The organism is Altererythrobacter sp. CAU 1778 (genome assembly GCF_054482795.1).
In genome coordinates this window covers 374,648-397,244 of the sequence record NZ_JBTLRP010000001.1, presented here as the reverse complement: position 1 = coordinate 397,244, position 22,597 = coordinate 374,648, and the positions used below count along the sequence as shown (strand labels likewise).

General features: G+C 64.3%; 12 protein-coding genes, 1 tRNA gene and 2 rRNA genes (1 of these 15 only partly in view). 2 read left to right on the top strand and 13 right to left on the bottom strand.

Features of this window, described 5'->3' with window-relative positions; all coding sequences use genetic code 11:
• The first annotated feature begins 90 nt into the window (after positions 1 to 90).
• Entirely contained in the window at positions 91 to 1,830 is a 1,740-nt protein-coding gene (locus ACXYN8_RS01750; protein ID WP_458887550.1) for a DEAD/DEAH box helicase, read from the top strand.
• 51 nt (positions 1,831 to 1,881) lie between these two features.
• Here the strand turns inward: ACXYN8_RS01750 and ACXYN8_RS01745 are convergent, their stop codons facing one another.
• From ACXYN8_RS01745 to ACXYN8_RS01720, 6 genes are all read right to left on the bottom strand, one after another.
• Positions 1,882 to 3,444 (bottom strand): FG-GAP repeat domain-containing protein, encoded by a 1,563-nt coding sequence (locus ACXYN8_RS01745; RefSeq protein ID WP_458887549.1) that lies wholly within the window; start codon positions 3,442 to 3,444, stop codon positions 1,882 to 1,884.
• 1 nt (position 3,445) lies between these two features.
• Positions 3,446 to 4,771 (bottom strand): spinster family MFS transporter, encoded by a 1,326-nt coding sequence (locus ACXYN8_RS01740; protein WP_458887547.1) that lies wholly within the window; start codon positions 4,769 to 4,771, stop codon positions 3,446 to 3,448.
• On the bottom strand, positions 4,768 to 6,453 hold the full coding sequence (locus tag ACXYN8_RS01735) for a carboxylesterase/lipase family protein (RefSeq protein ID WP_458887546.1): 1,686 nt from the start codon (positions 6,451 to 6,453) through the stop codon (positions 4,768 to 4,770). The genes ACXYN8_RS01740 and ACXYN8_RS01735 overlap by 4 nt, the downstream gene beginning before the upstream one ends.
• Positions 6,450 to 8,036, bottom strand: a complete 1,587-nt coding sequence (locus ACXYN8_RS01730; protein ID WP_458887545.1) for an AMP-binding protein — start codon at positions 8,034 to 8,036, stop codon at positions 6,450 to 6,452. Before ACXYN8_RS01730 ends, ACXYN8_RS01735 begins: the two co-directional genes overlap by 4 nt.
• Positions 8,027 to 9,700, bottom strand: coding sequence for a carboxylesterase/lipase family protein (locus ACXYN8_RS01725; protein WP_458887543.1), 1,674 nt, complete (start codon positions 9,698 to 9,700; stop codon positions 8,027 to 8,029). Before ACXYN8_RS01725 ends, ACXYN8_RS01730 begins: the two co-directional genes overlap by 10 nt.
• Positions 9,701 to 9,770: 70 nt before the next feature.
• A complete protein-coding gene (locus tag ACXYN8_RS01720; RefSeq protein WP_458887542.1) occupies positions 9,771 to 12,059 on the bottom strand; it encodes a TonB-dependent receptor in 2,289 nt (762 codons plus the stop codon).
• 236 nt (positions 12,060 to 12,295) lie between these two features.
• On the opposite strand from ACXYN8_RS01720, the gene ACXYN8_RS01715 reads away from it, so the two are divergent.
• The gene (locus tag ACXYN8_RS01715; RefSeq protein ID WP_458887541.1) at positions 12,296 to 12,985 is read left to right on the top strand and encodes a TetR/AcrR family transcriptional regulator; all 690 of its coding nucleotides are present in this window, start codon (positions 12,296 to 12,298) and stop codon (positions 12,983 to 12,985) included.
• A 142-nt stretch (positions 12,986 to 13,127) separates the two neighbouring features.
• Here the strand turns inward: ACXYN8_RS01715 and ACXYN8_RS01710 are convergent, their stop codons facing one another.
• The 7 genes from ACXYN8_RS01710 to ACXYN8_RS01680 form a co-directional block, all read right to left on the bottom strand.
• Positions 13,128 to 14,561: an efflux transporter outer membrane subunit gene (locus ACXYN8_RS01710; protein ID WP_458887540.1), complete on the bottom strand. Its 1,434-nt coding sequence runs from the start codon at positions 14,559 to 14,561 to the stop codon at positions 13,128 to 13,130.
• An 11-nt stretch (positions 14,562 to 14,572) separates the two neighbouring features.
• Positions 14,573 to 17,761, bottom strand: coding sequence for an efflux RND transporter permease subunit (locus ACXYN8_RS01705; protein ID WP_458887539.1), 3,189 nt, complete (start codon positions 17,759 to 17,761; stop codon positions 14,573 to 14,575).
• Positions 17,762 to 17,823: 62 nt separating this feature from the next.
• Positions 17,824 to 19,140 carry an efflux RND transporter periplasmic adaptor subunit gene (locus ACXYN8_RS01700; RefSeq protein ID WP_458887538.1) on the bottom strand — a complete coding sequence of 439 codons (1,317 nt, stop codon included), beginning with the start codon at positions 19,138 to 19,140 and terminating at the stop codon, positions 17,824 to 17,826.
• A 230-nt stretch (positions 19,141 to 19,370) separates the two neighbouring features.
• On the bottom strand, positions 19,371 to 19,970 hold the full coding sequence (locus ACXYN8_RS01695) for a TetR/AcrR family transcriptional regulator (RefSeq protein WP_458888884.1): 600 nt from the start codon (positions 19,968 to 19,970) through the stop codon (positions 19,371 to 19,373).
• Positions 19,971 to 20,243: 273 nt separating this feature from the next.
• A tRNA-Met gene (locus tag ACXYN8_RS01690) sits at positions 20,244 to 20,320 on the bottom strand.
• Between the two features lie 183 nt (positions 20,321 to 20,503).
• Positions 20,504 to 20,618 (bottom strand): 5S ribosomal RNA (rrf, locus tag ACXYN8_RS01685).
• A gap of 128 nt (positions 20,619 to 20,746) precedes the next feature.
• Positions 20,747 to 22,597, bottom strand: a 23S ribosomal RNA gene (locus ACXYN8_RS01680) (it continues 939 nt past the right edge of the window).

Sequence of the window (22,597 nt, the reverse complement as noted above, 5' to 3'; positions counted from 1 at the left end):
CCTCTGCGCCTGTCGCGCTTCAAAAGCGAACCGCCCTTTTCGCAGCTCCCATCCCGCATTCGGAGCAGCGGCAACCAATTGCGAGTTTTGATGTCATTCGAAGATTTACCGGCAGTCTTGGCTGAGACGCTGTCCGAACGCGGTTTCACCGCCCCCACCCCTGTCCAGTCTGCGGTAATCGCGCCCGATGCGAAGGGACGCGATCTGATCGTTTCAGCGCAGACCGGCTCCGGCAAGACGGTCGCCTTCGGGCTGGCACTGGCCGACGAACTGCTCGGCGACATCCTGCCCGGCGGAAAGCCGCGCGCACTGGTGGTGGCGCCGACCCGCGAACTCGCATTGCAGGTCAGCCGCGAACTCGCGTGGCTTTACGGCAGGACCGATGTGCGCATCGCGACCTGCGTCGGCGGCATGGATGCGAGCAAGGAACGCCGCTCGCTGAAGGGCGGACCGGCGATCGTCGTCGGCACGCCGGGCCGGCTGCGCGATCACCTTGAACGCGGCGCGCTCGACCTGTCGGGGCTCGCTGGGCTGGTCCTCGACGAAGCCGACGAAATGCTCGACATGGGCTTCCGCGAGGATCTCGAGGAACTGCTCGATGCCTCGCCTGATAAACGCCGCACCCTGCTGTTCTCCGCGACCCTGCCCCCGCAGATCGTCCGCCTGGCAGAACGCTACCAGGCGAATGCCCTGCGCCTGACCCTCGCTGGCGAGAGCCGCGGGCATGGCGATATTTCCTATCAGGCGATCACCGTCGCCCCGTCCGAGATCGAGAACGCCGTCGTCAACCTGCTGCGTTTCCACGAAGCTGAAACGGCCATCTGTTTCTGCGCCACGCGCGACAGCGTCCGGCGGCTTCATGCAACCCTGCAGAACCGCGGTTTCGCGGTCGTGGCGCTGTCGGGCGAACATTCGCAGTCGGAGCGTAACCAGGCTCTCCAGTCCCTGCGCGATCGCCGTTCGCGCGTCTGCGTGGCGACCGATGTCGCCGCGCGCGGTCTGGACCTGCCGACGCTCAGCCTCGTCATTCATGTCGAGATTCCGCGTGATGCCGAGACGTTGCAGCATCGTTCCGGGCGGACGGGCCGCGCCGGTAAGAAGGGCACCGCCGCCATCGTCGTTCCGTACAATCGCCGCAAGCGCGTCGAGGGAATGCTCAGAGGCGCGAAGATTTCGGCGGAATGGATGGAAGCCCCATCGGCGAAAGCCATCCGGGCGCAGGACCACGTCCGCCTGATGGAAAAGCTCACCGAGCCGACCGAATACGACGACGCGGACCGCAAGGTCGCGCAGGAACTGATGAGCCGCCTGGCGCCGGAAGACATCGCGGCCGCGCTGGTCCGCGCCCACCGCGACAAGATGCCGCAGCCCGAAGAACTGATCGCGGATACGCCTGCCGCGCGCGAAAAGGCCAAGGCCGACCAGCATCGCCCCGGTTTTGAGGACGTGGTCTGGTTCAAGATGGGTATCGGTCGCCGCCAGAATGCCGAGCCGCGCTGGCTGTTGCCGATGATCTGCCGCCGCGGCCACGTGACGCGCAACGAAATCGGCGCGATCCGCATTGGCCAGAACGAGAGCTGGTTCCAGATACCGCGCGCTATGGCGCCGAAAGTGACCGACGCGATCGGCCGTACGGCTTCCGCAGATGACGATCACGACGCCATCCTGATCGAATTGAGCAACGAAGGCCCGCGCGTCGAGGCCCGGCAGAACCGCAAGCACGGCGGCCCGGCCAGGGACGGCAAGCCCTTCGTCAAGGCGCATCGCGGCAAACCCGGCGGGCCCGGTAAGCCGAAGCGAAAGCCCGCGCGCCCGTCGCGGGACAGGTAGCAAGAGACGCTTGGCCCGACCGTGTTCGCACAGTCGGGCCATTATTTTCCGCTACCGTTTGTTCGGCGCCACCAGGGTGCTGGACGCGCCGTAATGGTCCATCCAGTCTTCGGGCGGCAGCGGTAGCGGCCTGCTTTCGGTCCTGCGCGCAGGCGTGAATGCTGGTCCCGGTCGCTGTTGGCGGACCTGTTCCAGCCAGATCACCCCGTCATACGCGCCGCTGTTGCCGCGTGTGGTGACGATATCCCGATCGCCGTCACCATCCACGTCGCGGGCGATGAAACCATCGTACATTCCCCGGACCCGCCGCGAGATATCGTGGCCCTGCCAGGGCCCGCCTGCACTGCCGGGATTGGCGAACCATGCGAGGCGACCGACCGTTGCCGAGGCGTCCACGCCCGGACTGTCGAAATCGCGCGCCGTGTCAGTGTATCCGCCTTGCAGGATGTTGAGCCCCGAATAGCCGCCGGTCACGAGGTCGGGATCGCCGTCTCCATCGAAATCCGCCAGCGCGATGCCGATGGGCATATCGGGCAGGATGTCGCCGATACGGTGGTAGGTCCACGGCGCGTCGAGGGCCGCAGGCTGTTCCAGCCAGCCGACGGCGGGCAGACCGCCCGGCGCGCGGGTATCTCCGCAGAGTTCCATCACGCCGACCACCAAATCCTGCCGACCGTCGCCGTTCAAATCCGCGAAGTCGGACTGGAAGGCGGAGGTTCTGACTTCGCAGCCCCCGTCGGCGGCTTCGATGACGATTTCATGGCTCACCATGCCCACTTCGCCACCCGGAGCGCCGGTCCCGGTGTTTTCGAGGACGAACGCCGTCTGCTCCAGCCGGGCTGCTGCCAGCACGTCGAGATCGCCGTCGCCGTCGATATCGACCGGCATGGCCGTGTTCGGAACGTCGCGGCGGAACAGCACCTGTTCCCTCCAGCTCTCATCGTCGAGTGGATCGCCCGCGATGCGAAACAGCGAGGTCGCACGGTCCGCACGGGGGCCGTCCGGGTCGACGATATCGCTCGCACCCTTGTTCGCACCCAGCACCTCGACCCTTCCGTCGCCGTCCAGGTCAGCGACGAAGACCCGCAACCAAGAGCCGCGGTTCTGCGTCACCGAGGGAATGAGCGCAGGCCAATGCCCACCGCGCTGCCCCGTGGCAGGATTGCGGAAGAAGGCGAGATGCGCTTCCTCGTTGGCAGTCACCAGATCGGTCCAGCCGTCGCCGTCGAGATCGCCTGCGGCCACATCCTCGATCGCTGCAACAACCGGCCCCTGTGCCACGGTGACGAGGTCCCAGCGATCCGCGTCTGGCGTGCCGTAGGCGATCCGCAGGTGATGCGAATCCTCGTGCACCGATACGATGTCGGGAATGCCATCGCGGTCGATGTCCGCTTCGATAAGCCCGTCGCCGCCACGGATCGGCACGCCGCCGTTCACTTCCTCGTCGTCGATGCGGTGCTCGCGCCACGAGATGTAGCGGCCATCCGCCGCCACGGCGCGGCTCGGCGTGTCCGCCACTGACGGCACCGCCGAACTGTCCGGCGTGGCAATGGCTGCGCAACCCGTGAGAAGCACGGCTCCCATCGCAGCCAGCGGAGGCATGGCAGGATGCATGTCAGGCCGTCAGCGGCACATTGGCCGGGCTTGCATCGAGATCTGCCCGGATCGTGCGCGATGCCGTTAGGTAATGCAGCCCACCCCATAACGACGCGACGCAGCCGGTAATGAGCATCGCGAGAGCGAGCGGGTTAGCCGTTCCGCCTGCCGCGAAGTCATCGCTGAGATAACCCACGATGAGCGGCCCCAGCCCCAGACCGATCAAATTGATGAAGAAGAAGAATATCGCTGAAGTCAGCGCGCGCATCCTCAACCCCACCAGACTGTGCGACACGGCCAGAACCGGGCCGAGATAGGACGCCGACAGCAAGTGAAACACACCCGTCAGGACCAGCGCCAGCGTCAGCACCGACGTGTTCAGTATCACCAGAAGCACCGGCGTGATCGCCAGGATCAGGATCGCCGGCCCCCATGCGTACCAGCGCGCATCGCGGGCGCCCAGCCGGTCGGTCATCCAGCCGCCGAAGAACGAACCTGCGCCACCGCCAAAGCCTGAGGTGAGCGCCATCCAGACGCCGAGTTCGGTCAGGCTAATCTCGAAGTTGCGAAGGAAGTAGGACGGCAGCCAGTTGCCGATGCCGTAGATGACCAGCGCCTGCAGGCTGCCCGCCAGCGTGAGGTTGCGAAAGGTTCGCCGCGACCACAGGAAGGAGAGCACTTCGCCGAAAGGCGGCGCGGCGGCGGTATCCGCCTGCCGGCCTTCCGACCAGCCGCGAACCGGCTCCTTCACTGTAAACCGGAGGAAGGCGGCAACCAGCACGCCCGGCAGACCGACGACGAAAAATGCCGTCCGCCAGCCGAAGGTATCGGCAATCCATCCGCCGAGCGCGAAGCCCAGCAGGATGCCGATGTAGATGCCGATGGAATAGACCGACAGGGCAGTCGCGCGCTCTTCCTTGCGAAAGATGTCGGAGATCATCGAGTGTGCCGGCGGGCTGCCCCCCGCCTCGCCCACTCCGACGCCGATCCTCGCGAGCAGCAGGTGGACGTAGTTCTGCGCAAGTCCGCTCACCGCGGTCATCATGCTCCATACCGTCAGCGCAAGCGCGATGATGCTGCGCCGCGTCCCCCGGTCCGCCCAGCGCGCGATCGGGATGCCGCACGAGACGTAGAACAGCGCGAAAGCAAAGCCGGAAAGCAGGCCCAATTGCGTATCCGACAGGACAAGCTCCGCCTTGATCTGTTCCTGCAGGATGACCAGCAGCTGGCGGTCGACGAAGTTCAGCGCGTAGACGAGCGTCAGCACGCCCAGCACGAAGTAGCGGTAGGACTTGCGTGCGTATGGCGTTTCGACCGCCGTCGCCGGCGCGCTTTCGTTATTCATTCTCGCTCTCCCGAAGTTCTATTCTTGTCGCCACTGCCGCCATCATTCGCAGGGACAGCGGACAGCCCAGCGAGGAAACCCCACGAAAGCCCGCTGGCGCGCCGCCGCCGGTTGAATGCCTCGTTTAACTCGAACATCCCCGGATAGGGGTCCGCAGCGGGCCTCGCTCGGCCGTCGAACCGCATGAAGTTCTCGCCGTTCGCGTAAGCCGGCCATGCCGGGCCGGCACTGCTGCCGGGCCGGCCGTTCTTCATGAAGCTGACCCAGTAGCCGAGCATGGCATCGGACAGGGCGCGGTCTTCCTCGCTGCCAGGGGCCGGCCACTGCGCGGGCAGCGCACCTGTCGCGAAATTCCCGAAGACGAAGGGCAGCTCCCCGGCGTGGAATCCGCACAGGCCGCGAGCATCGGCGGCAGCGTAGCAATGATCGAACACGAAGAGATAGGCTTCCAGCCCAAGCGCCGTCTGGTCCCGGACCATCCGTTCGACTGCGTGACCGTAGATGCCGTCCCGCGTCGCGGCGATGAGCGCTTCCTCGCCCTGAGCGTAGGGATAGAGCGCCAGAAAATCGGCCGCGAGATCGCCGTAGGCCGATACGATGCCCGCCCGGTAATCCTCCGCGCTTCCGGCCATCGGCGGCAGCAGCGCGCGCTGGGTCACGACTTCACGGGAGTTGAACCCTGCGAGGAGGGGGACGCGCGCCTGTTCGCCCCGGTCGAATATGTCGACCAGTTGATCCGGCAAGACTTTGCCGTCGATCGTTCCCTGCGCGGGAAAGTTCGCGGCAGAGGCGCGGTTCGTCAGGGCCTGGGCGTCGAGCAGGCGGGCATCGCTCAGAATGGAGATGCCGAGGTTCGCGAAGGTCTGCGCGCCGATCGCCTCGGCGGAGGGCAGGCCATGCGTCGGCCGGTCGAGCAGCGGGAAGGTCCGCAAGTTGGTGCTCTGCACGATCGCCTTGTCGAACAGCCCGCGCGCCTTGGGCGAGGCCATGAGGTAAGTGACGCTCAGCGCCCCGGCGGATTCGCCCATCACGGTCACATTGTCGGGGTCGCCTCCAAACGCGGCGATGTTGTCCCGCACCCAGCGCAAGGCGGCAATCTGGTCGAGCAGGCCGTAGTTGCCGGAAATTCCATTAGCTGATTCGGCGCTCAGTTCCTCGTGCGCGAGCCAGCCGAGCGGGCCCAGTCGATAGTTGGGGGAGACGAACACGACCCCACGCCGCGCGAAATTTGCCCCGTTGTACAGACCCAGACTGTTGGCCCCGATCCGCAGCGATCCTCCGTGGAGCCAGACCACCACGGGCGCGGCGCGGGCGCCTGAAGGTGTCCAGACATTGAGGTTGAGGCAATCTTCCGACATCCGGGCCGGCGGATCGTTGTAGACGCTCACCGCAGGCACGGGCGGCTGGATGCAGGCGGGGCCGAATTCGCTCGCATCGCGCAGGTGGGTCCAGGTCGAAGGGTTACGCGGCGGGCGCCAGCGCCACTCGCCGGTCGGAGGGGCGGCATAGGGTATGCCGAGATACCGCTCCACGCCCTCCCCGGACGTGCCGCGAAGCTGCCCCGATGCGGTCGCGGCAATCGCATCGCCGCGCGACGTCGGCTGGACAGCGGAAGTGGCGCAGCCCGCCAGGGCGGCCATGGCGACCGCCAGCATGGCAGCCGTGGCCCCGCCCCGCCTCATGCGCCGCCGAACTCGGATTGCAGGCGCTTCTTGTCGAGCTTGCCGGTGGTCGCCAGCGGTATGCTGGGCACGCGGATGATCGCATCGGGCATCCACCACTTGGGGAACCGTTCGCGCAAAGGCTCCATCAGCGCTTCGTCGCTCAGTGCGGAGCCTTTGGCCAGTTCGATGACCATGACCGGGCGCTCGCCCCATTTGTCGTGGTGCCGCGGGATGACCGCGACCTTGGCAATGCCGGGGACCGCGCCGACGACGGCCTCGATCTCGACGGGATTGATCCACTCACCGCCCGACTTGATGAGATCCTTGCTCCGCCCGGTGATCCGCACATTGCCGGAGCGGTCGATCACGGCGAGATCGCCCGTGTCGAACCATCCGTCCGCTGTGGCAGGCCGGTCTTCTCCGAAGTAACGTTCGACGACCGCAGGCCCGCGCACATGGAGCCTGCCTTCATTCTCGCGCTGCCGATCAAGAGCGCGGCCAAGATGATCGGTGATCTGAAGGTCCACTCCCAGCGCGACCGTTCCGGAACTGGTCGTCGGATGCGTCCCGGTGCCCGGACACATTGCGGTGCCGAGCGGCGACAGCTCGGTCATGCCCCAGGTTTGCTGCACGTCGATGCCCCGCGCCGACATCCGCCGATGCAGCGCCTCGAGCATGGGCGCTCCCCCAACCATGACGCGCCGCAGCGAGGGGAGCGACATTCCGGTTCGGTCGAGATGGTCGACCAAATCTAGCCACACGGTCGGCACGCCGACAGCTATCGTCACCGCGTGACGAGAGATCAGGCCCGCAAGGCTCGCACCGTCGGTGTCCCGCCCCGGCAGAACGAGGGTCGCGCCGACCGCGGCGCAGGCAAAGGGAAGGCCCCATCCATTCGCGTGAAACATCGGCACCGCTGGCAGGACGACATCGTCCTCCACTATTCCGGCGACCCCGGCCTGCAACTGGCGCAGCGTGTGCAGGAACACGCCGCGATGGGTGTAAGTCACGCCCTTGGGCGCGCCGGTGGTGCCCGAAGTGAAACAGAGCCCGCTGGGGCTGCGTTCGTCGAAGCCGCCCCATTCGGCATCGCCGTGACCGGCATCGGCAACGAAGCGTTCGACCCGCAAGCCAGGCGCTTCGGGAAGCGAGGCATCGTCGCTTTCGTCGATTACGAAAACCCGCTCCAGATCGCAGCCATGTTCCGCAATTGCGCGGAGGAGTTCGCGCTGGTCGCCACTCGCGATGAGCACGCGCGCCCGCGACTGGCGCAGCATGTCGGCCAAAACGTCGGCACCCAGCCGGGGGTTGAGCGTATGGCACACCCCGCCGATCCCCATGATGGCGAACCACGCTTCCATGTGCGCCTGCGTGTTCCAGGCCAGCGTAGCGACACATTCGCGCGCTTCGACACCCGCCTCTTGCAGCACTCCGGAGAGCCTGCGCGCTCGCGCGCACAGCTCGCGATAGGTGATGCGCGCATCGGGCGTCCCATGCGCGGCGGTGACGACGAATTTGTCCGGATGCCACTTGGCGGCATGGGTGATGAACTTGTCGAGCGTCAGCTCGTAGTCCTGACTTGTTCCGTGGTTCACCGGCATGACGCGACGGGTCCCGAATTTGGTGGTGACGCCACGCCGACGTTCCAGTGCCACGAGATCTTGCCATCGGCAAAGCGGCGGCAGACGAGTTCGTCGTGCAGGCGGAAAGCTTCGCCCAGTCCGCCGCTCCGCACCGCGAAGTCATCGGTGATGTGCATCAGATTGCCCTGCGCGCCATAGCCCTCCCACGGCGCTTCGCCCTTCGCGAAGGCGAGCCAGCTGCGGAACATCCGGTTGGCAAAGGCGCGCTCAGCCTGCGTGTCCGGAATCTGCGGCCAATTGTCCGTGATCCGGTCCGTATTTCCCAGCACATAGGGTATCTCGGACGCATGGAAGGCGTGGAGACCGGCTGCATCAGCGGCAGGGTAGCCGTGGTCGAACAGGTACAGCCATCCGTCCTGACCGATGGCGCGCTGGTCGCGCATCATCCGTTCCGCCGTCCAGCCGTAAAGCGCATCGCGCGTGGCTGCGAGCATACTTTCGTCGATGTCTGATGCGGGATATTGCGCGAGGAACCGTGCGGTAAGGTCGCCATAGCTCGCCGCGATTGCCGTGCCATATGCGTCTGCCGATGCTGGCGCGGGCGGCAGGAGGCGCCTGAGCGAACGAATCTCGCCGCTGTTGAACCCGGCCAGCAGGCGGACCGCTGCCTGCTCTCCACTCGCGAATGTCTCGTAGGTCTGGCGCGGCAGCACCTTGCCGTCGATCGTGCCCCAGGTGAGGAAGCCGGACATCAGCGCCGTTTCCGTCAGATCTTGCGCGTCCATGCGCCGCATTTCCGCCAGATCGGCCGCCTCCAGCTTTTCTTGCAGCCACGCACCCTGTGCATGGGCCGGTTCGTGACCATGGGCAGCCCGGTCGAGCGCGGGGCTGGAAATCATGTAGCCGCTTTGCGAGATCGCCCTGTCGAACAGCCCCTGCGCTTCGGGCGATGCCATCAGGTACATGACGCTGAGCGCCCCGGCGGATTCGCCCGCGATCGTCACGCGGTCGGGATCGCCGCCGAAGGCCGCGATATTGTCGCGCACCCATTCGAGCGCGGCGATCTGGTCGAGCAGGCCGTAATTGCCCGAAATGCCGTCGGCGGACTCGTCGCTGAGTTCCTCGTGCGCGAGCCAGCCGAGCGGGCCGAGCCGGTAATTGATCGAGACGACGACCACGCCCTCGCGCGCCATCGCGGACCCGTCGTACATGCCGAACTTGCTGGCACCCGACACGAGCGCTCCGCCGTGAATCCAGACGAACACCGGCGCCTTGGCCGAGCCTTCGTGCGACCAGACATTGAGGAACAGGCAATCCTCACTCATCGGAGTGGGGTCTTCGGCGTAAATGGAATTGGCCGAGGCACTGACCGGCAGCTGGATGCAGGACGCCCCGAACCCGGTCGCGTCGCGCACGCCGTCCCAAGCGGAAGGCTTTGCCGGTGGTCGCCAGCGCCGATCGCCGACCGGCGGGGCGGCGAAGGGGATGCCCTTGTAGCTGGAGACGCCACCATCGACTGATCCGCGCAATTCGCCCTGCGCCACCCGTACCAGCGGCGCTCCCGCCGCTGCGGAGGAAGCGAGCGATGCAGGTGATGGCGCTGCGGAACATCCCGCCAGCGCCACCGCCGCCAGAAGTCCGCCGAGAAGTGTGCGGTAAGCCAATGTCGTGGATCCCGTCATGCGAGGGTCAAAGGGTGCAGGAGGCGCGTGTCCGGAGAGGGTGGAACGCGCGCCTCCCGCAAGCCGCCGATCAGAACGTCAGGCTCGTGCGGATGCCCCAGGTGCGCGGCTGGAGACGCGCATAGCGTCCGTCCAGGAATGCCTCCGGGTGGACGTATGTGATCGCATCGTTGTCGAAGACGTTTTCGACATAGCCCGTTACCGACAGGTCGGAGCCGATCTTCACGCCCGTGTAGAAGTTGGCAAAGGTGTAGGCGTCGGTCGTGTCGTATTGCGGAGAGACTACGCCGGGCTGGCCCGGCACGTTCGGGAACAGTCCGGGAAATGATCCGACATAGGACAGGCTGCCCGTGACGAAGCCATTCGCCGTCTCGTTCACGGGAAAGCTGTAGGTTGCCGAGGTCGAGCCGGCGAACTTGGGCGCCGCCAGCCGCACGTCCTGAACCGCGCCGGAAATCGCCGCTTCCTGCGGAGTTAGCGAGTCAATCCGGGCATCGATATAGGCCCCGCTCGCCGAAAGCCGGAGCGCATCGGTGGGGTTGGCGATCAGCTCGAACTCGATGCCCTTGCTGTATGCGCCGCCGATATTGGTGGCGAACTGCACCGAGTCCGAAACGCGGTTGGCCTGCACCTGGATGTTGTTCCAGTCGATGTAGAACGCCGCCAGATTGGCGATCAGACCGCCGTTCAGGAAGTTGGTCTTGATGCCAATTTCGTAATTGGTCAGCTTGTCGGACGTTGCCCCGTCAGGGATGATGATGTCCGCCGGGTTGACCGTGCTGGCCAGACCGGCACGCGCATTGACCACCGGCGGGCGGAACCCGGTGGAAGCCGTGGCGTAGGTCGTCACGTTATCGCTCGGCTTGAAGGACACGCTCGCCTTCCAGCTTACCTGGCTGTCGCTTGCCTTGACGCCTTCGTCAGCGGGGATCTCCGTAACCGTCAGCGGTATGTTGCGAAGGCCGAGGATGGCCGCGAGCAGGTAATTGCTGTTGTAGCCGCCACCACGCGTCGTGGTCTGGACGTCCGTCCCGCCATAGCGCAGGCCCCCCGTCACCCAGAACTGGTCGGAGAAACGATAGGTCGCCTCGCCGAAAATCGCCTTCTCGGTGATGTCGGTGAAGTTCTTGAACCGCTGGTAATATTCGTCCGGCAGGCCCGTCAGGTTCCGCTCCGCGAGGAATTCGGGCGAGCTGCGGTATTCGAAAGTCACGTCCCGCCGCTTGTCGAAATAGAACGCGCCGACGATCCATTCGAACGGGCCGCCGTTCGGGTTCGAGGCGAGCCGGGTTTCCTGCACGAAGATCGTGTCATACCCCACCGCGTCCAGCGCGAATGGGAAAGCCTGCGCGAACGTCCCTGCAAGGTCGACGATGAATTCGCCGTTGATGTCGGCCACCGTGCTCGAACTCGTGAGTTCAGCGAAGCCAATGTCCCACACGATCGTGGCGTTAATGTTGCTCAACTCGCTCTGGAACAGGTCGGGCCGGTCGGTGCGGCGCGTATATGTGCCGAGCGACGGGTTGGTTAGCCCGCTGTCTGCCGGCTTGCTGTGTTCGTAATTGCCCGTCAGCCGTACCGAAAATTCGGGGGTCGGTTCGATCAGGAAGGATGCCCGCGCGCCGTAATTGACCAGCGAGTTCGCGCCCTTCACGCCCGTGCCGATATTGTCGACCCAGCCGTCCTCGTCCTTGTAAAATCCAACGAGGCGAAAGGCTGCCTGATCTTCCTTCACCGGCAGGTTGATCATCGCGTTGTAACGCTGCCGCAGCCCGCCGCCTTCGGTGTAACCGAAATCGACCAGCGCCGATGCTTCGACGCCGCTTGGGTCGGGCGCATTGGTGATCACGCGCATGGCGCCGGCAAGCGAGCCCGAGCCGAACAGCGTACCCTGCGGCCCGCGCAGAAATTCTACCCGCTGGACGTCGTAGAGATTGGGATCGAGAATGGTGGAGTTGCCGTTCGCGGAAATCGGCAGTTCGTCGATGTAGATGGCCACCGGGGCTTGCAGCCCTGCGCTGTAGCCGTTCGTCGAGATGCCGCGTGCGGTGAAATTGTTGAAGTTCTGGGTCGGGCGGTTGAGCACAACGCCGGGCGTTTCGCGGGCCAGCCGTTCGTAGCCGACGATCCCCTTCTCGGTCAGTTCTTCCTGTTGGAACGCGCTGACGCTGAGCGGCACGTCCTGAAGGCTTTCCTCGCGCCTCGTCGCCGTCACCAGGATGACATTGCGATTCTCGGCAGCGGGCGAGATTTCCTCAACCGTATCGGTTTCCGCCTCGGGACCCTGCGCGTCCTGGGCATGAGCCGATGCCGAAACGATGGCGGCCAGCGACGCGGACACCGCGAAAAGCGATTTCATATTCCTCTCCCAAAACAAGCTGGGTCTTCCCTCAGCCAGCCGTTCAATAGCATCGCTAACGCAGCTGTCAATATTCACTCACTTGCGCGTGAATGAAAGCGTGGGTGGGCGTCTGGGGATGACTGGGAATGTTATTCACACCCTTGATAATCAAAAAAATGGCGATACGAAGCGGGTTGGCGTCCTAGGGCGCAGCGCAGCCGATCCCGGACGCGCCAGAATTGCAGGAGCCGTGCGTGTCGACGAAGCCAGGTCGCAAGAAGGTCCAGACGAAGGCGGAACGCCGCGCGGAAACGACGGAGCAGTTGCTCGACGCCGCAGAAAACCTCTTCTCGCAAAGGGGCTTTCACGGCGTGGCGTTGAAGGACGTGGCGAAGGAAGTGGGCGTCCATCACACGCTGGTGAACTACTATTTCGACGACAAGCAGACCCTGTTCGAACAGGTCTTCGCCCGCCGCGCGATCGTGGCGAACAAGGTCCGCCTCGAAGCGCTCGACCGCTACGAGGAAGAAGTTGGCGAGAACATCACCGTCGAAGGTGCGCTACGCGCGTTCCTCGACACCAATCTCGACCTCTACGACAAGGGCGGCCCGCAATGGCGCAACGCCGGCACGCTCGCCGCAGTGGTCGCCAGTACGCCCGACTGGGGTGCGGAGATGTTCGACAAGTGGTTCGACCCGGTGGTCCTTCGCCTTACCGGCCTGCTGGAACGCGCCATGCCGGAATGCAGCCGGGAGGAAATCTTCTGGGGTTTCCACTTCGTTTCGGGCGCGCTGATGCTGACGCTGGCGCGCACCGGACGCATCGACAAACTGTCCGAAGGCCTGTGTCTGTCAGACGATTTCGACGCAGTGAAAGCGCGTTTGGCCACGTTCATGGCCGCCGGTTTCCGCGAGATATGCGCGGGCGGAAAGCCTCCCGCCTAGGCACTGACCAGTCCCATCGCGCCCCGTCAGCCGAAAGCGGAAATCAGGACCACGAGCGCCGTCACCATGAAGCCGACACCGCCCGACAGGAATGCGTCGCGGTGCTCGAACCACCATGGCCGCCCCTTGTTCTGCTGCCCTTTCATCGCACGGCTACCGTCGCAGCGCCCGACCATCCGCCGCCAAGCGCGCGGAACAGGGCGACTTGGTTGCGGGAGACTTCGGAATCCTGATCGGCCAGCGCGGCGCGGGCTTCCGCCAGCGTACGCTCCGCATCGAGCAGGTCGAGCGAGTTGACCACGCCTTCGCGGTTCTGCGCGCGCGTGATCCGCGCCGCACGCTCGGCAGCGGCGGAGGCATCGCCCAGCAAGCGCCGCCGCTCCAGCGCTCGGGCATAGTTCGACAGCGCCGTTTCGGTTTCCTGCAGCGCGGTAAGGACAGTTCCGTCGAAACCGGCGACCGATTCCTCCACCCTCGCATTGGCCGCGTCTATGCGGGCGTAAATCGGCTCGCGATTGGGGAAGGCCCAATCGACCAGCGGACCGAGAAAAAGTCCGAGCGGCCCGCCGGAAAGCAGATTGCCGAGGCTCGACGCCGTGGAGCCGACCGAGCCGCCAAGCGTGATGCGCGGATAAAGATCCGCTCGCGCCACGCCGACGCGCGCGGTTTCTGCCAGCACCCGCTGTTCGGCGGCACGCACGTCAGGGCGGCGCGCCAGCAGCGCGGCGCCATCGCCGACCGGCAAGGGCGTCGTGATCTCCAGCGGCACCGACCGCTCCCCGGACACGGCGGGTAGCTGTGACGGTGAGCGGCCCGTCAGCGTCGCGAGCGCGAACAGCGCGGCACGGCGTTCGGCCTCTATCGCGGGAAGGCTGGCAGCGCGTTGTTCACGCAGCCCCTCGATCCGCGCGACGGTCAGCCCGTCGGTCAACCCTGCATCGTGACGCAGCCGCGTGAGGCGCAGGCTGTCGTCGAGCAGCGCGACGATGGAGCGCGCGACATTCAGCCGCGCCGCGGCGCTGGCGGCGTCGGCATAGGCCCGCGTCGTGTCGGCGACCACCATCACCCGCACCGCATCGGCATCGGCCTGCGCGGCGGCAATATCGCCCTGGGCCGCACTTACGTTGCTTCGGACCCGGCCGAACAGGTCGACTTCGTAGGCCAGGTCCGCGCCGAGCGAGAAGCTCGCCCCGCTGCGATCCTGGCCCGGCAGGGTCTGTGCTTCGGGTGTTCGGGCATAGCCGCCCGAAGCGTTCAGACCGACTTGCGGAAGACGGTCCGCCCGCGCTCCGCGCAGCGATGCGCGCGCCAGTTCGATCCGGGCGACGGCCTGCCGGATGTCGGTGTTCGCCGCGAGCGCATCGGTCACGAGCGTGTCGAGCACCGGATCGTTGTAGAGCCGCCACCAGTCGCTTGGCAGCGGGCTGGGGGTGACCACGTCCGGTTCGGCGGAAAGGAAGGGGCCGGCGTCCGTCGCGAGGGACCGAGGGGAGGTTGCGACGTTGCCCGGCCCCGCCGCACAGGCCGCAAGGACCAGCGCGGAAGCGGCGGAAAGGATGATGTTGCGAATTTGCATGATGGCTTGTCCTATTCTGCGGGCTGGAGCGCGGCTGGTTCCGGTTCGCGAGGCGTCTTTCCGCGCAGCGTCGCAATGCGATCGCCCAGCGCGCGGCTGACGACGTAGAAGGTCGGCGTGAAAACGAGCCCGAAGCCGGTCACGCCAAGCATTCCGAAGCACACCGCCGTGCCCAGTGCCTGCCGCAGTTCGGCCCCTGCCCCGGTCGCGATCACCAGAGGAACCGAACCGAGAATGAAGGCAAAGCTCGTCATCAAAATCGGGCGCAGGCGGGTGCGCGCAGCTTCGACTGCCGCATCGGCGGGGGACAGGCCGTGCAATTGCTCCCCCTGACGCGCGAATTCGACGATCAGGATCGCGTTCTTGGCTGACAGCGCAATCAGCACGACCAGCCCGATCTGCGTCAGGACATTGTTGTCCATGCCCATCAGATTGACCCCGATCATCGCCGCCAGCAGGCACATTGGCACGATCAGGATGATCGCCAGCGGCATGATCAGGCTTTCGTACTGCGCGGCGAGCACCAGGAAGACGAGCAGCACGGCAAGGCCGAACACGTAGATCGCCGTGTTGCCGGTGCTCGACTGCTGGAAGGCGATGCCGGTCCACTCCGTCGAATAACCCTGCGGCACGACCTCTGCCGCGACCTTCTCCATCGTCACCAGCGACTGGCCGGTCGATCCGCCCGGCGCCGTGTCACCGTCGATCGCAACGGCGGGAGCAAGGTTGTAACGACTGACGCGGTAGGGGCCGGTCGTGTCGGTGAAGCTCGCCACCGATCCCAGCGGCACCATCGATCCGTTGCCGGAGCGCGCATAGAGACCGGCGATGTCGCTGACATCGTCGCGATAGGCGCTGTCGGCCTGCGCGGTGACGCGATAGGTGCGGCCAAGCAGGTTGAAGTCGTTGACGAATGCGCTGCCCAGATAGACCGAAAGCGTGTCGAAGATGTCCGATGGGGCAACGCCCAGCATCTGCGCCTTTTCGCGGTCAATGTCGGTCCGCACGCGCGGGGTGCCGGTATCGAAGAAGGTATAGACCCCTGCCAGCCCTTCCTGTCCGTTCGCCTTGCCGATCACGGCATTGGCGATGTCCTGCAGCTGGCGATAGCCCTGCCCCGAATTGTCCTTCAGCATCATGCGGAAGCCGCCAGCCGAACCGATGCCCTGGATCACGGGCGGCTTGATGATCATCAGCCGCGCCTCGTTGATGTCCGCGGTCGCGGCCTGCGCTTTCGCGATCAGTTCATCGACCGACCGGCCATTGCCCTGCCGGTTCTCGAAATCGTCGAGCACCCAGTATGCCGCCGCCGAACTGGCCGACTGCGTCTGCGTGGTGCCGTCGAAGCCGGATAGCATCACCGTGCCGGTGATCCCCTCGATCGGGAGGACACGCTCGGCCACCTGCTTCATCACCGCATCGGTGCGGGTGGTGGCGGAACCCGGCGGCAGCTGGATGACCGAAACGAAATAGCCCTGGTCCTGCTGCGGCACGAAACCGGTGGGCGTCGCTGCCAGCGTCAGGCCGGTGAGGGCGATCAGCACGGCGTAGGCCGCCATCATCCGGCGCGGCATGGCGACCAGCCGCGCGGTGCGCTTCGCGTACCAGTTGCTGAACCTCTCGAACCCGCGATTGAAGCGGTTGCCTGCGTTCTCGACAGCGTGGCGCCAGCGCGGTGCGTCGGCGGGGACGCTTTCGTGCGGACGCAGCAGCATAGCGGAAAGCGCGGGAGACAGTGTGAGCGAGACGAACAGCGAGATCACCGTCGCAGCGGAGATCGTAACTGCGAACTGCTTGTAGAATTCGCCCGACAGGCCGCCCATGAACAGCGTCGGCACGAACACCGCGCACAGCACTAGCACGATGGCGACCAGCGCGGAGCCGACCTCGTCCATCGAGCGGCGCGCGGCCTCCAGCGGCGTGTATCCCGCCTCCAGATTGCGCTCCACGTTCTCGACCACGACGATTGCGTCGTCGACCACGATGCCGATCGCGAGCACCAGCCCGAACAGCGAGAGATTGTTGAGCGAATAGCCGACAATCGCCAGCACCGCGAAGGTGCCGACCAGCGAGATCGGGATGGCGAGCACCGGGATCAGCGAGGCGCGTGCTTTCTGCAGGAAGACGATGATCACCAGCACCACCAGCACGACCGCTTCCATCAGCGTGTGCAGCACGGCGTCGATGCTCTGCGAAATGAATTCGGTCGGGTTGTAGACGATGCGGTATTCGAGCCCTTGCGGAAAATCCGCAGCCAGCTCGTCCATCGACGCCTTGACCCCTTCCGCCGCGGCGAGCGCGTTGGAACCGGGCTTCTGGAACACCGGCAGGATGACGGAGTCCATGTCGTTGAGATAGGCGCTGGTCGCGTAATCGGCTGCGCCGATTTCCACCCGTGCGACATCGCTGACCCGAATCTGGCGGCCCTGATCGTCGGTCCGGATCACCACTTCGCCGAACTGCGCGGGATCGGTAAAGCGCCCCTGCGTCTCCACGTTGAGCTGGAAAGCGGCATCGGGGCTCGGCTGCTGGCCGAGCGTACCGGCCGCGACCTGAACGTTCTGGCTCCGCAATGCGCGCACGATGTCGCTGCCGGTCAGTCCGAGCGCGGCGGCACGGCCGGGATCGATCCACACCCGCATGGCAAGTTCGCGCTGGCCGAACATCTGCACGTCGCCCACGCCCTCGAGCCGGGCGAGCTGATCCTTGATCCGCGTCTGCGCGTAATTGGAGATATATTCCCGATCGAGCGACCCATCGGGCGAGATCAGGTTCACCACCATCAGGAAGTCGGGCGTCGTCTTGCGCGTCACGATGCCGAGCCGCTGGACCTCTTCGGGCAGGCGGGCCTCGGCGATGGCGACGCGGTTCTGCACCAGCACCTGCGCCTCATCCAGATCGGTGCCCGGCGCGAATGTGACGGTGATCGTCATGCGACCGTCGCCGGTCGACTCGCTCGATTGGTAGAGCATCCCGTCGACGCCGTTGATTTCCTGCTCGATCGGATTCGCGACCGTATCGGCGACGGTTTCTGCCGAGGCGCCGGGATACACCGCGGTCACCGTGACCGTCGGCGGCACGATGTCGGGATACTGGCTGACGGGCAGGAAGAAGTAGCTGATCGCCCCGACCAGCGTCACCAGCACGGCAAGTACGGCGGCGAAGATCGGGCGGTCGATGAAGAAGCGGGAGATGCGCATGGGATGGTGTCCGGTTCTTGTCGGAGTGGCCGGAAGCGGATTCCGGGCTTTGATAGGTGGCCTCAGCCCGCGATCGTGGCGGAGCCGGCGCGGACCGGTGCGGGTGCCGCTTCTGCGGCGGTTGCCGCGTCGCGATTGGGTGGCGCAATGCGGCCCAGCTCCGCGCGGACCTTCTGGCCCGGCATCGCCATCTGGACGCCCTTGATGATCACGCGGTCATCGCGATTGAGGCCGCTTTCGATGACGCGCAGATTGCCGACCAGCGGGCCGAGCGTAACCGTGCGCGCCGCAACGGTGCCGTCCTTGCCGACGACCAGCAGCAGTTTGCGCGTCTGGTCCGTCGTTACGGCGGTGTCGGGCACCAGCAAGGCGTTGCGCGTGCCGCCGGTGGCAAGGCGCATTCGCCCGAACAGACCCGGCGCGAGGAAACCTTCGCCATTGCGGACAACCGCGCGGGCGCGGATCGTGCCCGACTGATCGTCGAGCCCGTTGTCGGTGAAGTCGAGCGTGCCGTGCCACTTGTAGTCGCTCTCGTCCTGAAGCTGGATGTCGACCGGCGTACCCTTGTCCAGCCCTTCGCGACGCGCCTTCAGAAACAGCGCTTCCGAACCGGCGAACTCGAAATAGACCGGATCGACGGCGTTGATCGTGGTGAGCAGCGTCGCGCTCTCTCCACCGCCACCCGATACGAGGTTGCCCGCGTCGATGCGGCGGTCGGAGATGCGGCCAGATATCGGCGCACGCACCGTGGTGAAGCCAACGTCGATGGAGCGCGACGACACTCTTGCGCGCGCGACTTCGAGCCCGGCCTCGTTGCTGCGAACCTCGGCACGAAGCCGGTCGATCTCGGTGGCGGCGACCGCATCTTCGGCAATCAGACGCTGTGCGCGGGCAAGATTGTCCCGAGAAAGGGCCAACGCACTCTGCATCCGCGCGACTTCCGCCCTGGCCTCGGCCAGCGCTGCACGCAGGCTACGCGAATCGATGGTGAAAAGCGGCGCGCCCTGCCGGACGAATTGCCCGTCGGTGAAATGGACGCGGGTGATCTGACCCGATACCTGCGGGCGCACCTCGACGCTGCGGCTCGCCCGGAAACGACCGACGAACTCGTCCCACTGCGTGACCTGCTGCTGCAGCGGAGCGGCAGCCGTCACGACGGGCACCGGTGGCGCAGCAGGAGCAGGAGCGCCGCCCCCCAGCAGCCACCAGCCCGCGACCACCACCAGCAGAGCGGCCAGTCCGAGGATCGCGCGCAAATGGCTTGGCCGGCTTTCGCGGGTATCGTCGTGTGCGCGCTCCAGAGATTCATCTGGCAGCGCCTGTTCGTCCCGCTGGTCAGGGGTGTCGTCATCATAGGGATCGAAGGGTGTGTCGAGCATGGGAGAGTTATCCGACCTTGCAAATGGGCGAGCGAAATCGCTCTCGAAAGCGGGAGCTTTCGCAGTGGAACACGCAGCAATTCGAGAGGCCGGGACGCAGTGACCCAGCCACACAGCTCCGGCCGAAGCCGGCTTGCCTTTAATCTATACCGCTAAGTATGTAATGTGGCGTTCAGGTCAAGAGCTTTTTCTGTACCGATCGATATTTTTTTCGCAACTGCGAAAAGCGATCAGCGCGACGGCCATGAATTGAGTGCCGATTCTGCCACTTGCATCAATTCGGCCCGGGTTGCTCCAGATTGTGCCTGCACGGACATCCCCTGCATCAACGCCAGCAGGTAGCGTGTGATGGCGTTCGCGTCGGTCGGGACGATGAACTCTCCTTCTTCGATCGCGCGCTGCATCCGAGCGACGATCAGCTGCTTCGCAGCCTCAGCCCTGGCATTTACGTCATCGCGAATGGAGGGTTCGACGCTCTGGCAGGCGACGGACGAGATCACGCCCATGCAGCCCCGGTTCTCACCGCCGGTAGCAACGTCTACTGCGCCGAACAGCAGCGTTTGGGCCACTTCGCGGGAGGTCGGCGCCTGCACCGCCTCACCGATATAGGCCATCTTGTCCCGCTCGTAGAGATCCAGCGCTTGCCGGAACAGGGCGTCCTTATTCCCGAACGCTGAGTAGAGGCTGGGCCGGGAAATCCCCATCGCTTCGGTCAGTTCGGTAAGCGATGCGCCCTCGTAACCCTTTTGCCAGAACACCTGGAGTGCTGCGCCCAAGGCTTCCTCGGTGCAGAATTCACGCGGGCGTCCACGGGTTGCAAGCTTTTCCATACTAACCAGTATGGTATTTTCGCGCCGCCGTTGCAAGCTGCTTTGCAGCAGCAGTTTTCGCCGAGCAGTCATGGTCGAGCTCCCCGACGGAAGGGAGCGTGCCCAGCTCACATGAATGGTCGATCACGCTGGCTGCTGTAACGGCCGGTTGTCTCGAACGTCAGACACCTGTTCCGCCGTTTTGCCGACCCAATATCCGTGAACCCGGGACCGAAACGCAAAAATGCCCCACTGCAAGCAGTGAGGCTATCGAAATCTCTGTGTGCATTACGGTGGTTGCGGGGGTTGGATTTGAACCAACGACCTTCAGGTTATGAGCCTGACGAGCTACCGGACTGCTCCACCCCGCGGCACCGTATTCATGCGCATAATGTTGATGATCGCAGAAGCGACTCTCAACGTTCGAGGCCACAGGCCTCCATGACGCGCCGCCCCAGCCCGTTTGAACCAGAGACGCAAAAGCCGCCGCTCGGTTAGACCGGCAGCGGCTTTTGAAATCATGAATGGGTTTTCCCGCAACCGCTGGCTTTAATGCCTGGCGACGTCCTACTCTTCCAACGCTTGAGCGTTAGTACCATCGGCGCTGTCTGGTTTCACGGCCGAGTTCGAGATGGGATCGGGTGGGGCACAGACGCTATGGCCACCAAGCAATAAAGCCAGCGGAAGCGGGTTTAAATCGATGCACTTTGCCTTGTTAAGGCAGGGCGATGATCTGGCTGGACAAGTCCTCCACCGGACCTTCCTGCAATGCAGGACTGTCGTTGATGGTGGGATTCATCAAGCATGATCAGAGTTATTAGGACCGGTTAGCTCCACACATTACTGCGCTTCCACACCCGGCCTATCAACGTGATGGTCTATCACGACTCGAAGATTGCTTATCTTGAGGGAGGCTTCCCGCTTAGATGCTTTCAGCGGTTATCCCGTCCATACATAGCTACCCTGCGGCACCGCTGGCGCGATGACAGGTACACCAGAGGTATGTTCACCCCGGTCCTCTCGTACTAGGGGCAACTCCTCTCAACAATCGACGCCCACGGCAGATAGGGACCAAACTGTCTCGCGACGTTCTGAACCCAGCTCACGTACCACTTTAATTGGCGAACAGCCAAACCCTTGGGACCTGCTCCAGCCCCAGGATGTGATGAGCCGACATCGAGGTGCCAAACGATTCCGTCGATATGAGCTCTTGGGAATCATCAGCCTGTTATCCCCGGCGTACCTTTTATCCGTTGAGCGATGGCCCTTCCACGAGGGACCACCGGATCACTATGACCGACTTTCGTCTCTGCTCGACTCGTCAGTCTCGCAGTCAGGCAGGCTTATGCCATTGCACTCTCGCAGCCGGTTTCCAACCGGCCTGAGCCTACCATCGCGCGCCTCCGTTACTCTTTAGGAGGCGACCGCCCCAGTCAAACTACCCGCCACAGAGGGTCCCAACACCGGATAACGGTGCGTGGTTAGACATCAGAAAACAGCAGGGTGGTATTTCACCTATGGCTCCACGACAACTGGCGTCATCGTTTCAAAGCCTCCCACCTATGCTACACAACTCTTTCCTAATGCCACTCTGAAGCTGCAGTAAAGGTGCACGGGGTCTTTCCGTCTAACCGCGGGTATCCCGCATCTTCACGGGAACTTCAATTTCGCTGAGCATATCCTGGAGACAGTGGGGAAGTCGTTACGCCATTCGTGCAGGTCGGAACTTACCCGACAAGGAATTTCGCTACCTTAGGACCGTTATAGTTACGGCCGCCGTTTACTGGGGCTTCAATTCGGAGCTTGCACTCCTCCTCTTAACCTTCCAGCACCGGGCAGGCGTCAGACCCTATACGTCGTCTTGAAGCCGACTTAGCAGAGTCCTGTGTTTTTGATAAACAGTCGCTACCCCCTGGCCTGTGCCCCCTGCAAAGACTTGCGTCGATACAGGGCCTCCTTCTTCCGAAGGTACGGAGGCAATTTGCCGAGTTCCTTCAGGATACTTCTCTCAAGCGCCTTGGTATACTCTACCTGACCACCTGTGTCGGTTTCGGGTACGGTCTATAATGAAGAGGCTATTTCCTGGAACCGCTTGGCAGCCTGCCCAATCCAATAAGGACAAACTACTTCCACGATCCGTCACACATCTTCAGGCCCACGAATATTTACGTGGTTCCCATCGACTACCCCCTTCGGGCTCGTCTTAGGGGCCGGCTAACCCTGCTCCGATTAGCGTTGAGCAGGAACCCTTGGTCTTTCGGCGAGAGGGCATCTCACCCTCTTTGTCGCTACTCATGTCAGCATTCGCACTTCCGATACGTCCAGCGTCGGTTACCCTTCGCCTTCACTCGCTTACGGAACGCTCCGCTACCGCTGCAGTAAACTGCAACCCTAAGCTTCGGTGCATATCTTTAGCCCCGTTACATCTTCGCCGCAGGAACCCTTATTTAGACCAGTGAGCTGTTACGCTTTCTTTAAAGGATGGCTGCTTCTAAGCCAACCTCCTGGTTGTTTTGGGATTCCCACATGCTTTCCCACTTAGATATGACTTGGGGACCTTAGCTGTAGGTTAGGGCTGTTTCCCTTTTGACGACGGACCTTAGCACCCGCCGTCTGTCTGCCAGACAAGACTCGATGGTATTCGGAGT